This is a genomic window from Exiguobacterium sp. SL-9 (assembly GCF_004336985.1).
In the GTDB taxonomy this organism is placed as follows: domain Bacteria; phylum Bacillota; class Bacilli; order Exiguobacteriales; family Exiguobacteriaceae; genus Exiguobacterium.
Genome location: NZ_SJUO01000001.1, coordinates 141,394 through 158,640 on the forward strand (window position 1 = coordinate 141,394; position 17,247 = coordinate 158,640).

The window sequence follows — 17,247 nt, forward strand, 5'->3', positions numbered from 1 at the left end:
CTCGTCACACACGCTTTCTGCTGCGCTCTAAAAATATCGGCAATAGGTTCAATAGAATCGAGATGCTCGTCAAGACCCACCACGCCCGTCCCATACCTGGTATGACATCCGCTAACGCACCCCAATCCTCCGCTTCGACCCAAACTGATAAATAGCTGTAGTCCGCGCACACGGTGAGCGCCGTCAGCGACAACGCAATCGCCATCGGCAGCTTGAAATCTTTTCCGACCATGAACGTATACAAGTTGAACAATGTCGCAGCGACCGTCAGTACTCCAAATATGATCCACACTAGCGATTCAACCTCCATTTTTATGTAATCAATTACCTATTTTCACAGTATCATAAGCAAAACTTGAAATCGTTACATTTTGGAACAACAAAAAAAGCCGAGCCGAAGCTCAGCTTTTCCTTATTGATACGTCCAACCGATCAGGCTCGCCGTCGCCCCTTCATAGCGCAACTGTTTCTCGAGCTCGCTTGGGAACACACGGAGCGTAGCGACCGCTTCGCCGTCATTGACGAAACATTCGACACTCGACGAGTCGACGAAGACGTGAAGTGATTCGACAGCAATCGTTTTCGTCCGTGTCGTGCCATACTCGGTCGCGAACGGCTCTCCAGCATTCGTCCGATCGATCGTCAACTCGCCTGCCGTTGCATCGTAACGAATGACGAGTGACTCATCTTCAACTTGCAACAATTCGAGGCTAAAGTCCGACCCATCCGTTTTCACCTCAAGCTCATACCGGTCCGGTGTCGCAACGCTGACTGACGTGCCGGACGCATCGAGGAATGTGTCTTGGCGAAGTGTTGTCATCTCCGCAACTGGACGCTGCTTGAGCGATCCGTCCTCGATTGTGAGCACACGCGGTAACGTCAAGGCGTGTGCCCAGCCGAACCGGTCCGTCGGATAGTCGATTTCCGGGAGTCCCATCCAACCGACGAGCACGCGACGTCCGTCTTGTTCTGTCGTCTGTGGGGCGTAGAAATCAAAACCGAAATCGAGTTCTTCGAACGCGTCATGCGTGAACGTCAACGTCTCGACGTCGAGCTTGCCGATCAAGAAGCCAGACTGGTAGACGTTGTGATAACGGTGGCCTTCAGGCTCGATACCTTGCGGCGAGAAGACGAGGACGTGTTGTCCGTTCAGTTCGAACACGTCAGGACATTCCCACATGTAACCGAACGGGTCGAGTCCTGTCTCAATCTCACCGAGGAACGTCCAGTCGTCCAAGTCAGTCGAACGATATAAGACGACACAACCTGTTTCGTTCTTACGTTGGGCCCCGACGATGGCGTAATAGACGCCATCCTCGAGCCACACTTTCGGGTCACGGAAGTGTTCCGTGTACCCGGCCGGCACGTCCGGGATTGCGACGTTACGACGTTCGATCTTTCCATCCCGCAACACGCCGATGACTTGCGAGGCGTGACGCGTCCAGTCATCCGTCCGGTGGTTGCCGGTGTACATGACGTGGAGCTCCCCGTCCTTCACAAACCCGCTACCTGAATAGGCACCGTGCGAGTCTTCGGTCGTCTCCGGGACTAACGCCACCCCGCGGTCGGTCCACGTGACGAGGTCGGGTGATGTGACATGGTACCAATGTTTGAGACCGTGTACCGGTCCGAGTGGGAACCACTGATAGAACATGTGATATTCCCCGTTATAATACGTGAATCCGTTCGGGTCGTTCAGGAGGCCCGTCGGCGGTTGGATGTGGTATCCGAACCGCCACGGGGAAGCCGCCGTCTTTGTGCGGAGCGTCTCCATCTCGAGGGCACTCACGTCACGTAACGAGCGGTAACGCTCTGCCTTCGTCCAACTCATAACATCACTTCCTTTTTCTTTCTTATGCTGCTTGTTTCACTGCTTCTTTTTTCGCTTGGCGTTTCGCAAGCACGAACGTCAATCCGAAAGCGACGGCGAATGAAATGACCATACCGATGATATACGAGACAATCGATGCCGGTGCGATCGAGATGATTCCCGGAAGACCTGCCGCACCGAGCGCTACTGCGAGGACTTCACGTCCGACGATGAACGCCGAGGCGATCCCTGAACCGATGATAGCCGCGATGAACGGATAGCGTAGTTTCAAGTTGACACCGAACATGGCCGGCTCCGTGATTCCGAGGAGTGCCGAGATACCAGATGCCGAAGCGACACCTTTCATCTTCTTATCACGTGTCAAGAAGAAGACAGCGAGTGTGGCAGCACCTTGCGCGACGTTCGACATCGCTGCGATTGGGAAAATGAATGATCCACCTGTGCGTGCGATATCAGCAAGAAGCTGTGTCTCGATCGCGATGAAGCTGTGGTGCATTCCTGTGATGACGATTGGTGCGTACAAGAGACCCATGACGAGACCACCGAAGAAGCCGAGCGAGTCGTATGTCCAAACGAGACCATCGATGATCAAGTTACCTGCTTCACGCGTAATCGGTCCGACGAATGCGAACGTGACGAACGCCGTGATGAGGAGAGAGAGCAATGGGGTGAGTAAGATATCAAGTGATGCTGGCATAAATTTACGGATATTGATTTCAATTTTCGATAAAATATAAGCGGATACGAGTACTGGTAACACTTGTCCTTGGTAACCGAGCTTCTCAATCTCAAAGCCGAGAATGTTCCAAACCGGAATATCGCCGACCGTTGCTTGCGCGTAAGCATTGACGAGATCCGGGTGAACCATGATCATCCCGAGCGCGGCGCCAAGGTATGGATTACCCCCAAACCGCTTGGCGGCGGAGAACCCAATCAGGACGGGTAGAAAGACGAAAGCGGCGTTGGCGAACGTGTTGATCATTGCGGCGAGGTCGGCGATGCCAGGGTACTGGTCGATCAATGAGCTGCCGTCGAAGAACAAATCAGGTGCTGTGAGCAAGTTGTTGATCCCCATCAAGAGACCGCCGGCGACGATGGCCGGGATGATTGGTACGAAAATATCAGATAGCATCTTCACGAACTGTTGGAGCGGGTTGCCTTTTTTCGCGCCGGCCGACTTGACGTCACTTGTCGACATATCACCGAGACCTGTCAATTCCGCGAACTCGGCGTATACTTTGTTGACCGTACCTGCACCGATGATGATTTGATACTGACCACCTGTCGAGAACGTTCCTTTGACAACATCGAGTGCGTCAAGTTTCTTCTCGTCAACTTTCGATTCATCGTTCAAGACGAGACGGAGCCGGGTCGCACAGTGGGCCGCGGCGGCGACATTGTCTTTTCCGCCGATTGCCTCTAAAATCGCTTCTGCTTCTTGTCTGTAGTTCATGCTGGTTTCCCTCCTAGCGTTTCAAACACGCGTTGTTGTGATGGTATGGCAGGAATCGCGCCGTAAGCGGTGCACGTTAGCGCTCCGGTCACGTTCGCATATTCGATGTCCTTTAGTAAGCGATCGTCATCTAGCCCGAGCGTCGACAATCGGTATAAATAGGCTCCGACGAAGGCATCGCCCGCTCCCGTCGAATCGACACTATCGATTTTCACCGATGAAATCACGTCTTTGACGTCTTTCGTCGCAATGAGCGTTCCGCGTGAGCCAAGCGTGATGGCGATTCGTTTCGCACCCGTTTCAAGGAGTGACGCGACCGCCTGGTCTAAATCGTCAAGTCCCGTCAACAAATGTGCTTCCTCTTCACTCAACTTCACGAAATCCGCTTCGGCGATAAAGTGAAGTGAGTCTTGTTTGAACGCTTCAAGATCTGTCACGAGCGCGTCCCGATAGTTCGGATCGAATGAGACGAACAGGCCGTCCCGTTTGGCGAACTGAAGCAGTTTAAAATAGGCATTCTTTAACTCGCCTTCGAGGAGCGCCGTCGCAGAGCCGAAGTGGACAATGTCACCTGGTTTAAATGCCGACAAGTCGATCGACTCGAACGCGTAATCCCCGTCGCTGCCGCGGCGGAACGTAAAGTCTCGTTCCCCATCTTCTTGGATCGACACGAACGCGAACGTCGTGTCACCTTCCTCCACCAGATTCTCGACACCGACTCCGTTGTCGACGAGCGTCTGTTTCAAAAACCGGCCGAACGGGTCAGCCCCGACTTGACCGAGAAAACTCGAGCTTCCACCGTGTTTACTGACGACCGCGGCGACGTTCGCCGGTGCGCCCCCTGCCTTCTTCACGAATGTCGTCCCGTTGACGAGGTCGCTCGACGCATCCTCGCAAACCCAATCAATCAATAGTTCACCAATGCAATGTACGGTGTTCATCCGTCCACCTCCGTGTCTAAATTTCGTGCTTCGTACCACTTATCGAACCGGTTCCAAAATCGAATAAAAAAATGTTGCGGAACCGGTTCCGCAACACAAATGTAATCGATTTAATTTAAAATGTCAACGCTTTCTCGCAGTTTTAATTCAAAAGTTGTGAACGTTTTCATCGGGATGGTTTCACCTGTTAACAATTGGACAATCATGTCAGCCGCACGGGACCCGGTCCGTCGGTATGGAAGGTGTACGGTCGTAATCGACGGATGGAGCACTTCGGTGAAATCATAGCCGCCGAATCCACTCACCGAGATGTCGCCCGGCACCGTTTTACCGGCGTTAGCAAGCCCCTTCAATACGCCGAGGGCGATGTTGTCGGTCGCACAGACGACGAGTGACGCCGACAGCTCATGTCCAATCTGCATCCCAATCGGAATCGCATCATCGATTTTAAATGACGTCGTGTATGTCTTCACATCCGCACCCGCCTCGTTGAAGGCGCGCAAGAAACCGTCACGTCTCGTTTGGCCGACGGCGATATCGTACTCCTCGACACCCACATAAATGATGTCGCGATGCCCCCAGCCCATAAACTGCTTTCCGAGGGCGTACGCCGCATCAAAATCGGGATAAACGAGACTATGGACTTGTTCATGCTCCTGACCGATCAATAGGACCGGAATTTGGATGTCTTTGATCGCCTGCAAGTGCCGTTCCGTCACAGTCGTCCCGAGCCAGATGATGCCGGCTACTTTTTGTTTCGCCAAGTTATACAGCTGCTCGATCTCACGTTCGGTCTGTTGAGCCGTGTTGACGACGAGCATTTGATAGCCGCGTTCGGTCAATCGTTCGTCGATGCCCATCATCGTGCGTGAAGCGGCATACGAGTCGAGACGTGGGACGATGACGCCGATCATTTTCGTCTGTTTCGACTTCAAGCTTTGCGCGAACTGGTTCGGTTCATAATTCGTCTCCTGAATGACCCGCTCAATCTTGTCGCGCGTCGACTGCCCGACCGAGCCCCCGTTCAAGTAACGGGAGACGGTACTTTTGGCGACCCCGGCCAGTTTGGCGATGTCGTTGATTGTCACTTGTTTCATCGGTAAAAACCTCCATACGAAAAAACTGACGCGTCAGACGCCGTCAGTTCAATGGTTGATTACGTATCGTTTTTTAAAGTTTAAATAGTAAAGACCGTTCCGTTTCTCAAACCCGTTCTTCTCAAGAACACTACGTACCGCTTCTTGATGCGGGCTCGTCGGCGGGATTCCGGCGCGGACGGTATGCCCTTCCTTCAAGTCGGATTGCTCGAGTGCGAGGCGAAGCCCCTCTGTTGCATAACCTTTGTCTTTGAACGGGTCAAACACCATCAAATCGAGCTGATAGACGCGAGCGAGTTTCAAGAGCAACACTTTCCCGACAGTTTGACCATCGACGCGGAGGTCGTAATAGAAGTCCTCCCCATAGCTATGGGCGTCGGCTGAGTACACCTGCTCTTCCCCCATCTCGACAAAGATGCCTTTTAGTTCTTCGGCTGACATGCCGTAAGAATTTTGACCGTATTTTTTAAAATGCTCATATTCGATCTCATCAATCTGACGAATAGGTTGACGCACGATTTCCATCCCGTGCCCTCCTTAACAGTTATCTCTTAGTCTTTCCACACTCATTATATACGAACGGCGCCGTGAAGCGCAAAAGATAACCGAAATCAGACCGGTTCGATGTGAATGTGAACCGAATCGACGGCATGATGCTCGTCAAGTTCACGCTCGATATCATCACATAAATCGTGCGCCTCCTCGACGGTGAGGCTTCCCTCGACGGCAATCGTCACGTCGAGCATGACGTGGTTGCCGAGGTGACGTCCTTTGATTTCACGGACTTCCTTGACAGCATCGAAATGTTGGATCGTCTCTTCATAGGAATCGACGAGGTCCGGCGGGAACCCGTCCGAGAGCTGATGGGTCGCGTCGAGAAAGATTTGAATCGCCGTCCGGATAATCATCCCGGCAATGAGGACGGCGAGCACCGTATCCATCCACGGCAACTTAAAGTAAGCGAACAGGACACCGAGCGTCGCCCCGATTGAAATCATGGCATCAGCGAGATTGTCTTTCGCCGCCGCCTTTAAGGCAAGGGACCGAGTCTGCTTGGCCAATCTCGAGTTATACGCGTATACGCCGAACATGACGAGCGCACTCACGAACGCGACGACGGCCGCGAGCGGGTTCGGTTCGACGTATTCACCACCGACCAAGTTAGCGATGCTGTTCAATAGAACGAACACCCCGACGGCGACCATGATGAGCGAGGCGACGAGTGCGGCGAGCGTTTCCATCTTAGCATGCCCGTATTTATGTTCTGCGTCCCGAGGCAGCGCGGCGATGCGAATGCCGATATAGACGGCGATGGATGCGATGATATCGGTCGTATTGTTGAAACCGTCGGCGAGGACGGCTTCCGAATTATACAGATAACCGAATACGACTTTTAGGACAGATAAGACCAAATACGTCGTGATGGATAAAATGGCGCCTTTGAGCGCTTTTGGTGGATGAGTTGTCGACTGCATCCGACCACCTCCTTATTAGCTAAGTCAGTATACCAGTCGAATGTCGTGTGGGCATAGAGAAACAGTGTTTCCCTCACTCAAATAAAATGGAATATATTCCCGGTAGTTTCGTCTTTCAAAAATTATGGTAAAGTAAATAAGAAGATACCTAACGGTTACCCAACAAAAGAGGTGAAACGAATGTTTACAGAACGTGATGGAATCAAGCTTCGTTTGGAACAAATTGACAGATTGCTCGCTGATTTGAACCGGGAAGCAAAACAATTGATGGCGCGTCTACGCGAACTTGACGCCAGTGGTGAAAACCCGCACGAGGTCACGCTCAAGCCAGAAGATCGTGACACGCTCAAATCGTCAATCGACGAGACGCTCGAGGCGCTCCAAAGCCGCTCGAAACGTCCGATCAACCCGAACGACGAGAAAAAGAAAGAGCTCGCCTCTCATAAGGCGCTCATCGACGAATTGTCGGATTTACTCAGCAAGAAAAAATGAGACGCCTTCGCGTCTCATTTTTTCGGTAAGGAGATCATATGACTTATATCGTTACGACTTGTTTACGCCCGACCGAAGTAACCATTAAACAGGCCGAGTCTCATGCGGCGACGTATGACGTTCGTTTCATCCCCCGACGTAAACTTTCCATTGAGACGTTGAAAGCTCGCTATCATGCCGGTGTGCTAGTATTTGATAAACGTCGCGTCGAATATACACCGCTCGACGGCGATGAACCGTTCTTCTTCCACCCTTCGAGCTCAGTGTTCCGGGTGAAGCAGCTCGCGCGTGGCGGGAACGACCCGCTCGTCGATGCTGCCGCAATCAAACCAGGTGACCGCGTCCTCGACTGTACGCTCGGGCTCGGCTCGGACAGCATCGTCCTCAGTCACGCCGTCGGTCCGACCGGTCGCGCCGTCGGTCTCGAGAGTGAGTTCGTCACCGCGATGCTCGTCAAGGAAGGGTTGACCGTCTGGGAAGAGAAAGAGCCCGCGGTCAATGAGGCGATGCGTCGACTCGAGGTCGTCTGGACGGATGCCCTCACCTATTTGAAGACATGCCCGAATGATTCGTTCGACGTCGTCTACTTCGATCCAATGTTCGAAAAGACGATTTCAGAATCAGTTCACTTGAACCCATTACGATCCCTAGCCAACACGAATCCACTGTCGCTTGAACTCATGACAGAAGCCCGTCGCGTCGCAGCAAGACGAATTGTCCTAAAAGCCCATTTCGAGAGTGAGGCATTTGAAACGTTTGGATTTACAAGGATTGTTCGCAAAACGTCCAAATTTCATTACGGAATTATCGACGTGGAGACTCGACTCCCTTAGGTCTTAAGGACCCATAGGGACGAAAGTCTCTTTTTTCGATTCCTATTTTCTGAATATTGACATTAATCTGACACAAGTTTAACGTTGGATTCAAGCTCACACAATTTCCCATTATTTTCACAGGAGGTTAGTACAAATGAAAAAACGTTCCATCCGCCGCACGACGCTCGCCGTCGCGCTGACATCGGTCATGAGCGTCAGTGCGATCCCGGCCGTCGGTGCCGCCCCACTCGCCGCTTCACCGTTACCAACCCCGAGCAATACCGCCCCATTCGATCACAACATCATCGATGAGGATCGACTCGCCAAAGCGCTCGAGAAACGAGGCGTCATCAAAAAGGGACTCTCGGCCTCCGAGCGTCACAAAGCCGTCGATGCATACATCGAGAAGAAACAAGGCAATGCGAAAGATGTCCATAAACATGGCTTGAACGATAAAGCCGCTGAAGCAAAAGAGAAGATACATAACCAATTCGAGAAAGAATCGAAGCGTCTCCTCGACAAAGCGAAAAAAGGACAAGCAAATTATCGTAAAGGCAAGCCGAACGGCCAAGTGAAAGTCGATCCGGCCAAACAGGCGGGCTATAACGGGGCTGTCCGTGAAGACAAAGTACTCGTCCTTCTTGTCGAGTATAGCGATTTCAAACATAACAACGTCGTTCAAGAAGAAGGTTATCTCTATAGCGACAACTTCAGCAAAGAGCACTACGAGCAGTATATGTTCGGCGACGAGTCGTTCGAACTGTTCAACGGTGAAAAAGTCCAAACATTCAAACAGTATTATGAAGAGCAGTCGGGCGGCAGCTACACGGTCGACGGCACGGTTTCTGACTGGTTGACTGTCCCGGGCACGGCGAAAGACTACGGTGGTGATAATCCGGCTGGCGGGAATGACAATATCGGACCAGGTCCGCGTCAACTCGTCAAAGATACGTTGAACGCGGCGGTCGCCTCAGGCATGGACCTCGCCGAATACGATCAGTACGATTTATATGACCTCGACGGTGACGGCGACTTCAACGAGCCGGACGGCTTGGTCGACCACTTGATGATCATCCATGCCGGTACCGGCCAAGAAGCGGGTGGCGGTGTCCTCGGTGACGATGCAGTCTGGTCACACCGTTGGGTCGTCGGGAACAGCCCTTACCGTGTAGCTGGAACGACAGCAGACGTCCCGTACTGGGGTGGTCAAATGGCGGCATTCGATTACACGATCCAACCAGAAGACGGCGCAGTCGGCGTCTTCGCTCACGAATACGGTCACGACCTCGGTCTTCCAGATGAGTACGATACACAGTACACAGGTCAAGGCGAACCGGTCCAATCATGGTCGATTATGAGTGGCGGCAGCTGGGCTGGTAAAGTGGCAGGAACGGAGCCGACGAGCTTCTCGCCACAAAACAAGGAATACTTCCAAAAATTGATGGGCGGCAACTGGGCGAACATCACGGAAGTTGACCTTGAAGACATCACAAAACAAGGTTTCGTCTCGAAACTCGATCAATCGGTGACGAAATCGACGAACCCTGGCTTATTGAAAGTGAACCTTCCTGATAAGAAAGTAAAAGGCATCGAACCGGAATTCGGCGAGTATTACTACTACTCGACGAAAGGCGATAACTTGCATACCGAACTCGCGACACCGACGGTCACACTCGGCGCGGACGGGACGCTCGCTTTCGACACACGTTTCGATATCGAGTATGACTACGATTACTTGTACGTGAACGCACTCAGTGGCGGCAAAGAAGTCGTCCTTGACGTCTACGGCGATGACAACACCGGAAACGGTGCGGAATCGACAAATGGCGCGTGGGTGAACAAATCGTACGACTTGTCTCAGTTCGCGAGTCAAGACGTGCAAATCGTCTTCGAATACGTGACGGACGGCGGTCTTGCCCTTGAAGGATTCGCACTCGACAACTTGTCGATCACGTCAGGCGGTCAATCGCTTCTCGCAGATGATGCGGAAGGCGCGGAGAAAGTCACGCTCGACGGCTTCGTCAAGTCGGACGGCTATGACACGAAACCGCACTACTACTACCTCGAATGGCGCAACCATGAAGGGGCAGACACAGGTCTCTTGAACGGCCGTGGCGTCAAGTACAACACAGGTCTCGTCGTCTGGTATGCGGATGACTCGTTCTCAGACAACTGGGTCGGCATCCACCCGGGTGAAGGTTTCCTCGGTGTCGTCGATTCACACCCTGAGGCCCTTATCGGCAACTTGAACGGTCAAGAGACAGTCACAGGCAGCACGCGTTACCAGATCGCAGACGCGGCGTTCAGCTTAGATAAGACGCTCCCTTGGTACATCGATTCACCGAGCCGTGGCATTTATGACTACAAAGCTCAACCAGGCGTGAAACAGTTCAACGACGCCAACACGTACATCAACTCGCTCATCCCAGATGCGGGCCGTAAACTTCCACAATACGGACTCGTCGTCGACGTCGTCGGCGAAGCGAAAGACAACTCGGCTGGAGCCGTTTGGGTCCGGACGAAGTAAGCTTAATTCAACGCACCCCCGCCCTTCTCTCTATGAGGAGGACGGGGGTCTTATTATTCTAAAAAAGCTTGAAATTTCATGACAGACTGTGTAACATACTAGATGTAACCGCCTCTGTAGGTTAGTGGCAGACCTCAGCAATGGTAATGCTGCAGCACGAGTTCGATTCTCGTCGGAGGCATCAAATGGATTCCGTGACACGGACCAACACAAGCACTTTCTCAAACTCTTGAGAAAGTGCTTTTTTATTGTCTATCGCCCATCCTTATATTCCAATAAATGGTATGATAAATAAATACTTATATAAAGGAGACTCGATATGAAACGTTTCATCATTCTACTTGCTGCCGTCGCCTTATTGGCCGCTTGTACCGAACAGAAGACAGATTTTACGTCTGACCCACCCCCGAAAACTAAAAATGTCGTAATCGATGTATCCGAGACGCAACCTTTCTCCGAGCCCGTCCCGACCGAAGAAGAAGTCACAATCTTTTTAGGGTATCTTGAGTCTCTGAGCAGTGATACGCTCGGAGCGTTGCGTGTATCAGAGCAGGCGATTTTCCCCTGTGGGATGTCTTGTGAAGACCGTCCGCTCGACGAAATCTCTACGCAAATCGACAGTAACCGGGAAGAGCTCGAATCTGTCCGTGCCGACATTGATGAGATTCTCCCGGCGCTCGATCACCTTCTCGCATCTGACGCGTCAGGCATCGACCGTGAAGGGCTGACCAGCGTATTGAATGAACTCACAACCGTCAGTGAGGGGTTGACGCAGTTTTTAGAGGCCGATGATTGGGCTTATTGGGAAGATGCCCGTAGCCGATTGAATTACCTATCATCGATTATGAAGGGCATCGCTATTAATCTAAGTGGTGCATGATAGCATACCAACTAGATATATCGCTCTCATCCAACCCCGGATGAGAGCTTTTTCCGTCCGGTCATGGAAACTGTCTTGACACGGTTTCCGTTCCTCTATAAACTTGTAAAGTTGACAGAATGAATGATTTGGAAGGAGTACGATCCCCATGCTCAATGAATGGTTATGGATTCCTTCTGCCTTGCTCACGCTCGGTCTGCTCGTCCTCAGCTACAAGCTGTTCGGACGCGTCGGACTGTTCGCCTGGATCGCGATGGCCTCGGTCGTCGCCAACATCCAAGTGACGCAGCAGATTGTAATCGGTGGTTTCATCTTCACTCTCGGGAATATCGTCTACGGTTCCCTTTATTTAGCGACTGACATCTTGAACGAAAAATATGGTCGTCACACCGCCCGTAAAGGCGTCTGGCTTGGTTTCTTCATCTTGGTCGTCTCGACCGTGCTCATGCAGTACGCATTGCTCTATGAGCCGTTTGAGGAGGCGTTGTTCATGCATGAGAGTTTCGAGGCGCTCTTCTCGATGCTTCCGCTCATTACGCTCGGTAGTCTCGCCGCGTACCTCGTCTCGCAACTGTTCGACGTCTTCATCTATTCGAAGATTCGTGCCAAGACAGGCGAGAAAAAATTATGGCTTCGGACGACTGGTTCGACCGTCGTCTCTCAGTTCATCGACACGCTCACGTTCTGTACGATTGCCTTTTGGGGTATGGAATGGGATATCTGGTGGAACATCTTCATCACGACGTATGTCGCCAAGTTCATCATCGCCTGGATGGCGACTCCGTTCATGTATTATGCGAAACGAACTGTTCCACAGGACGATAAGACAGAAAAAGTAGCTTAATCAAAACCGCGAGCCGATGGGCTCGCGGTTTTTTTACTTTCCTGTGATGTGAAGCCGCACCGCATAAGGACGTGCGTCTTCAAGCGACGATTTCTCCCGACAAACGGTGAGCGCCACGTACGCGTCGATGGCGAGCACCTCGATGGCCTCGTCCGTCGCCTCGACCTCTAGTATGGTGTAGGGCGGAAGTTGTTCGAGCTTAACCCACTGCCCGTGTAAATTTTTCGCGTAGATGATTGGTTCGTCGATCGAATAGCGTCGGAGTAAATCCTTGACGTTCATGCGACCCCTCCTCTATCCACTCTGTCTTTCCATTATAGAAAGCGTTTGCAGTTCTGTAAACCGAGCTTCCTAACTTTCGGTGTTTTCCGTACTTCACGATTTGCTTCAAATAGCCGATAATCTAGGTAGAGAAATGAGGTGAACCGATGCGCTATCGACGACAAGAAACATTTCGCTATATTTTACCGAACCCCCGCTTCATCCCTTATCGCCTCATCTGGGAAGAGAAAGAACTCCATGACGGGGAAGCACAACTGCTCAATATCAGTGCCCACGGTCTGAAGATGCGGTGCGACTACTTATTCCCGCTTTCTGAAGGATTAAAAGTTCAAATCAAACTCGATCTCGTTCCGTTGATTCAACCAATCGATCTCACCGGCCACGTCCGTCATCGCGGACAAATGGGGAGCCTGTATGATTACGGAATTCGACTCGACGCGAACTCTGACGAGACCCAGCAACTCGTGACGATGATCAAGGCGTATGCGCGCGAAAACCAATGAGAACGTGTCGATTGACACTTCTCATTTTTTGTTCGCTTGATTCCGGGGTATACTATAAGAAACAGAGACAGACTCGAGGTGTAGGGTATGACTAGAAAGCTATTACTCATTCCGTGGGCCGCTGCGATTGCCATCGCGCTGCTTGGCCCGAACGAACCGTTCTCGAGCCGGTTTTTGCTCGACTTTCTCACGTATAATACGGATGCCTATGAAGGATATTCGCTCTCGCTCTTCAGCATCCTAGGCGTCTATCCGCTCGCCTTGTTACCACTTCTGTGGTCCGAGGTGAACCAGTTGCGCCCGAACCCGCTCTTACCGGCAGCGACTGGTTTCGTCGTCGGAGGTTTCATCATTGCCCCATATTTAGCGTTTGCACGACAGTCGCCTTATCCAACGCCAATCAAACCGCTCCCGACTCGTCTGCTTGGCGTATTGCTCCTGCTCGTCACGATCGGCTTGTTCATTGCCGCATCCACGACTGGAAACGTGGCCGAGTATTGGTCATACGTCGAACAGAATCAATTTGTCCGGACAATGACGGTCGACTTCTTCTTACTCGCCTTCATCCAGATCACATTGATGAACCGGGATGCCAAACGCTATAAAATGAGTTTGTCCCCGTTGCCTTACATTCCATTATTCGGCTTGTTGTTTTGGCTGATCATTCGCCACAAACAACCGTTCAATGAGGCACCGCCAAACCGACAGACATTAAAATGACATCTGCCCCTTTCGCTTTCGTCGCGAGGGGGCATTGCAATGGAAATCAGGATCATGGTTCCCAAATCAAATCAGCTGCTTTATACTGAGACTTCAGCTATAGACGAAAGAAGGTACACACATGAGATTTTTTAAAGTAATGACGCATACGAACGATAAAGCCGAAGAAATCATCTTGAGCGAATATTTCAAAATCAACGATAAACAAGTGGATCAGTTTTTGAAGGATACGCTCGAACTTGATATGTACGATCAGAAAGTGACGCTCAAAGAATGTCAAGTCGCAAAAGACCGTTGGGAATGCCCGGTCGGCGATTTCGTCATCGTCGAATACTTCAATGAGAAAGAGTTCGACAAATTGAATGAGTTCCGGACTCCGGCACCAAAAAAATAACGTCATAAAAAAGACTTTCCGACAAAATCGGAAAGTCTTTTTTTATGGATCTTCCTTCATGGAAGTTTCCTTATTCTGATTCTTTGTCGTCTTCTTCAGGTGCCGGGTCCGGATGTTGTGTCGGAGCCGGTTTTGTAGCCGGATTTGATTCTTCGTCCGGTACTGGGTCCGGGTGAACCCCTGGTTGTGATTCATCGCGTTTCATTGAGCATACCTCCTCTGCATAATGGACTAATTCCACATTAGGCACTGGTCAAAACATCAGTGTATGTCTTTGTTGCCGATGACACGTCGCGAAATCGCTTTCTCGATCTCAACGATGACGAAGACGATGAGGCCGAATACGACCGGATAAATCCAGTCTTGCAGTTCAAGCGCTGCCGTGCCGAACAACGTATGCATGAACGGGACGTACGTGATGAACAGCTGCAACCCGATCAATAGCGCCGAGACGACGAAGGCGATCTTGTTGTCAAAGAAGTGACGGTTGAACGCTGGTGCGAGCTCGGTCCGACAGTTGAACAAGTGGAATAGTTGCGCCATGACGATCGTGTTGAGCGTGATGGTCTGCAACTTGTCGGTCGAATAATCAAAGTCGCCGAGCATATAATTGATGAGCAAACTTCCGCCCCCGATCAAAATCGAGACGAACGTGATGCGGAAGACGTAATATCGACTGAGGAGCGGGACGTTCGCTGGACGCGGCGGCCGTTTCATCGTGCTTTCTTCAAGCGGCTCGAACGCGATGGCGAGCGAGAGCGTGATGGCGACGACCATGTTGACCCAGAGGATTTGAACCGGGCTGAGTGGTGCCGCGGCGCCGAGCAAGATGCTCATCGCGACGAGGAGCGCTTGCCCCCCGTTTGTCGGGAGCAAGAACAAAATCGTCTTCTTCAAGTTATCGTAGACACGGCGTCCTTCACGGACGGCGTTGTAAATCGTCTTGAAGTTATCGTCGACGAGTACCATCTGCGAGGCCTCTTTCGCGACTTCCGTTCCTTTAATCCCCATCGCGACACCGATGTCGGCCCGTTTCAAGGCCGGTGCGTCATTGACGCCGTCTCCGGTCATCGACGTGATTAAGCCGTTCTGTTGCAACCCTTTGACGAGACGAAGTTTATCGTTCGGGCTCGTCCGGGCGAAGACGTCATTATGAATCGACGCCTCTTTGATTTCTTCGTCAGTCATGTTCGTCAATTCTTTCCCTTCAAGGGCGCCTTCCACTTCCATACCAAGTTCTCGGGCGATGGCGACCGCCGTATCTTTATGGTCACCCGTGATCATCTTGATGCGGATACCAGCGTCACGGCAAGCGGCGACCGCTTCGATCGCTTCTTGACGTGGTGGGTCGACGATGCCATATAGGCCGAGGAACGTAATGCCGTTCTCGACGTCTTCATGGTCGACCGTCTCCTTCGAGGCGTCGACGCGCTTGAAGCCACCCCCGAGCACGCGTTGTCCGCGGTCAGCAATCTCTTTTCGTTTCTCATCCCAGTAGGCGCGGTCGAACTCCGTATCTTCCGCCATATCGAATAGGCGGTCCGGTGCTCCTTTAATAAAGATCATACGCTCGCCTTTATAATCGACAAGCGTCGCCATGTATTTGTACTCCGAATCGAATGGAATCTTCGAGATGACGTTCAAACGTTCGATCGGCCGCTCCGCTTTCTCAGCGAGCGTGAGCAGACAAGCTTCCGTCGGGTCACCGTTGACGACCCATTCTCCGCCCTCTTCATACAGCTGGGCGTCGTTACACGTTTTCCCGACCGTGAGAAGATCGATCATCGACTCATCGTCGTCCAAATCGAACGGCTGCCCATTGATCTCCAAATCGCCGTCCGGGGCGTACCCACTCCCCGACACCTCGATGTCATGTTTCGCAGTGACGACTTGTTTAACGGTCATTTCATTCTTTGTCAATGTCCCGGTCTTATCCGTACAGATGACAGAGACGGCACCGAGCGTCTCGACCGATGGCAAACTGCGGACGATGGCTTTTTTCTCAGCCATGTTGCGAACGCCGAGTGCGAGGATGATCGAGATGACGGCTGGCAAGCCTTCTGGGATGGCGGCGACAGCGAGACCGATCGTCGTCAGCATCAACTCGATCGGATCAAATTCACGGACGAAGTAACCAAATGCATAAATAACAACTGAGATGACGAGAATCGCGATGGATACCGTTTGACCAAACTTCGTCGTCTGGCGGATGAGCGGCGTTTTGACCGTTTCGACTTCAGCGATCGAAGCGTTGATTTGACCGAGCTCCGTGCCTTCTCCGATCGATGTGACAATCGCTTTCGCACTTCCTGTCGCGACGCTCGTACCGGAATAGATCATGTTTTTGCGATCACCGAGGACGGCATCTTCTGGGACGACTTGAATCTTTTTCTCGACTGTTGTCGCTTCACCCGTTAAAGCCGATTCCTCAACTTTAAACTTCTCGGCTTGAATGACTCGTGCGTCAGCCGGAACCTTGTCACCGGCGGCTAGGACCAAAATGTCCCCAACGACGAGGTCGCTCGAGTCGACTTGAATTTGCTTGCCGTCACGAATGACGCTCGCTTTCGTCTCGAGTAACTTTTTGATGCCTTCTAACGCTTGTTCGGCCTTGTTCTCCTGTAGATACCCGACGACCGCGATAATCGTCACGACGAGCACGATGACGATCGTATCGATGTACTCCCCTAAAAAGCCGGTGACGACAGCGGCGCCAAGTAAGACGAAGACAAGAATATCATTGAATTGACGCAAAAATTTTATGATTTCAGGTGTCTTCTCTTTCTCGGGCAATACGTTTTTCCCGTACTGTTCCTGCCGACTTGACACTTCATCTTTCGACAGACCGCTAGCCGTGTCCGTCTCAAGCGAACTCCTTACCGCATCCGGTTCGAGTGCGTGCCAATTTTTGTTCTCCATCTGCATCTCTACTCCTCCTTGGTCATTCCTATATGAAAAGTCTTTCCTCTTCCTATTTCCCACTCCTGGGCTCA

At 51.8% G+C, this 17,247-nt stretch carries 18 protein-coding genes and 1 tRNA gene; 9 read left to right on the forward strand and 10 right to left on the reverse strand.

The window, feature by feature from the left end; translation table 11 throughout:
• Positions 1-4: 4 nt before the first annotated feature.
• The 7 genes from EVJ34_RS00785 to EVJ34_RS00815 form a co-directional block, all read right to left on the reverse strand.
• Positions 5-292: a hypothetical protein gene (locus EVJ34_RS00785; protein WP_131434894.1), complete on the reverse strand. Its 288-nt coding sequence runs from the start codon at positions 290-292 to the stop codon at positions 5-7.
• Positions 293-412: 120 nt separating this feature from the next.
• Positions 413-1,831 carry a sucrose-6-phosphate hydrolase gene (locus tag EVJ34_RS00790; RefSeq protein ID WP_131484466.1) on the reverse strand — a complete coding sequence of 473 codons (1,419 nt, stop codon included), beginning with the start codon at positions 1,829-1,831 and terminating at the stop codon, positions 413-415.
• Between the two features lie 22 nt (positions 1,832-1,853).
• Positions 1,854-3,284 carry a sucrose-specific PTS transporter subunit IIBC gene (locus tag EVJ34_RS00795; protein WP_131434890.1) on the reverse strand — a complete coding sequence of 477 codons (1,431 nt, stop codon included), beginning with the start codon at positions 3,282-3,284 and terminating at the stop codon, positions 1,854-1,856.
• The gene (locus tag EVJ34_RS00800) at positions 3,281-4,225 is read right to left on the reverse strand and encodes a carbohydrate kinase family protein (protein WP_131434888.1); all 945 of its coding nucleotides are present in this window, start codon (positions 4,223-4,225) and stop codon (positions 3,281-3,283) included. The genes EVJ34_RS00795 and EVJ34_RS00800 overlap by 4 nt, the downstream gene beginning before the upstream one ends.
• A gap of 110 nt (positions 4,226-4,335) precedes the next feature.
• Complete coding sequence (locus EVJ34_RS00805; RefSeq protein ID WP_131484467.1) at positions 4,336-5,322, reverse strand: LacI family DNA-binding transcriptional regulator; 987 nt, start codon at positions 5,320-5,322, stop codon at positions 4,336-4,338.
• Positions 5,323-5,370: 48 nt separating this feature from the next.
• Positions 5,371-5,847 carry a GNAT family N-acetyltransferase gene (locus tag EVJ34_RS00810; RefSeq protein ID WP_131484468.1) on the reverse strand — a complete coding sequence of 159 codons (477 nt, stop codon included), beginning with the start codon at positions 5,845-5,847 and terminating at the stop codon, positions 5,371-5,373.
• An 86-nt stretch (positions 5,848-5,933) separates the two neighbouring features.
• Complete coding sequence (locus EVJ34_RS00815) at positions 5,934-6,797, reverse strand: cation diffusion facilitator family transporter (protein WP_131484469.1); 864 nt, start codon at positions 6,795-6,797, stop codon at positions 5,934-5,936.
• 180 nt (positions 6,798-6,977) lie between these two features.
• Here EVJ34_RS00815 and EVJ34_RS00820 point away from each other — a divergent pair, with 180 nt between their 5' ends.
• From EVJ34_RS00820 to EVJ34_RS00845, 6 genes are all read left to right on the forward strand, one after another.
• The gene (locus EVJ34_RS00820; RefSeq protein ID WP_021067357.1) at positions 6,978-7,289 is read left to right on the forward strand and encodes a hypothetical protein; all 312 of its coding nucleotides are present in this window, start codon (positions 6,978-6,980) and stop codon (positions 7,287-7,289) included.
• Between the two features lie 38 nt (positions 7,290-7,327).
• Complete coding sequence (locus EVJ34_RS00825; RefSeq protein ID WP_131484470.1) at positions 7,328-8,122, forward strand: class I SAM-dependent methyltransferase; 795 nt, start codon at positions 7,328-7,330, stop codon at positions 8,120-8,122.
• A 136-nt stretch (positions 8,123-8,258) separates the two neighbouring features.
• Positions 8,259-10,631, forward strand: coding sequence for an immune inhibitor A domain-containing protein (locus EVJ34_RS00830; RefSeq protein ID WP_131484471.1), 2,373 nt, complete (start codon positions 8,259-8,261; stop codon positions 10,629-10,631).
• 110 nt (positions 10,632-10,741) lie between these two features.
• Positions 10,742-10,812 (forward strand) — tRNA-Thr (locus tag EVJ34_RS00835).
• A 138-nt stretch (positions 10,813-10,950) separates the two neighbouring features.
• A complete protein-coding gene (locus tag EVJ34_RS00840) occupies positions 10,951-11,511 on the forward strand; it encodes a hypothetical protein (protein ID WP_131484472.1) in 561 nt (186 codons plus the stop codon).
• Between the two features lie 148 nt (positions 11,512-11,659).
• Positions 11,660-12,355, forward strand: a complete 696-nt coding sequence (locus EVJ34_RS00845) for a queuosine precursor transporter (protein WP_131484473.1) — start codon at positions 11,660-11,662, stop codon at positions 12,353-12,355.
• 33 nt (positions 12,356-12,388) lie between these two features.
• On the opposite strand, the gene EVJ34_RS00850 is transcribed toward EVJ34_RS00845, so the two are convergent.
• Positions 12,389-12,637, reverse strand: coding sequence for a hypothetical protein (locus EVJ34_RS00850; protein ID WP_131434874.1), 249 nt, complete (start codon positions 12,635-12,637; stop codon positions 12,389-12,391).
• A 146-nt stretch (positions 12,638-12,783) separates the two neighbouring features.
• Here EVJ34_RS00850 and EVJ34_RS00855 point away from each other — a divergent pair, with 146 nt between their 5' ends.
• From EVJ34_RS00855 to EVJ34_RS00865, 3 genes are all read left to right on the forward strand, one after another.
• Entirely contained in the window at positions 12,784-13,140 is a 357-nt protein-coding gene (locus EVJ34_RS00855; protein WP_131434872.1) for a PilZ domain-containing protein, read from the forward strand.
• Between the two features lie 87 nt (positions 13,141-13,227).
• On the forward strand, positions 13,228-13,860 hold the full coding sequence (locus tag EVJ34_RS00860; protein WP_131484474.1) for a hypothetical protein: 633 nt from the start codon (positions 13,228-13,230) through the stop codon (positions 13,858-13,860).
• Between the two features lie 121 nt (positions 13,861-13,981).
• On the forward strand, positions 13,982-14,254 hold the full coding sequence (locus tag EVJ34_RS00865; protein WP_236636607.1) for a hypothetical protein: 273 nt from the start codon (positions 13,982-13,984) through the stop codon (positions 14,252-14,254).
• A gap of 70 nt (positions 14,255-14,324) precedes the next feature.
• Here the strand turns inward: EVJ34_RS00865 and EVJ34_RS15945 are convergent, their stop codons facing one another.
• Entirely contained in the window at positions 14,325-14,459 is a 135-nt protein-coding gene (locus EVJ34_RS15945) for a hypothetical protein (RefSeq protein ID WP_255417483.1), read from the reverse strand.
• Positions 14,460-14,515: 56 nt separating this feature from the next.
• The gene (locus tag EVJ34_RS00870; RefSeq protein WP_131434868.1) at positions 14,516-17,179 is read right to left on the reverse strand and encodes a cation-transporting P-type ATPase; all 2,664 of its coding nucleotides are present in this window, start codon (positions 17,177-17,179) and stop codon (positions 14,516-14,518) included.
• Between the last annotated feature and the right edge of the window lie 68 nt (positions 17,180-17,247).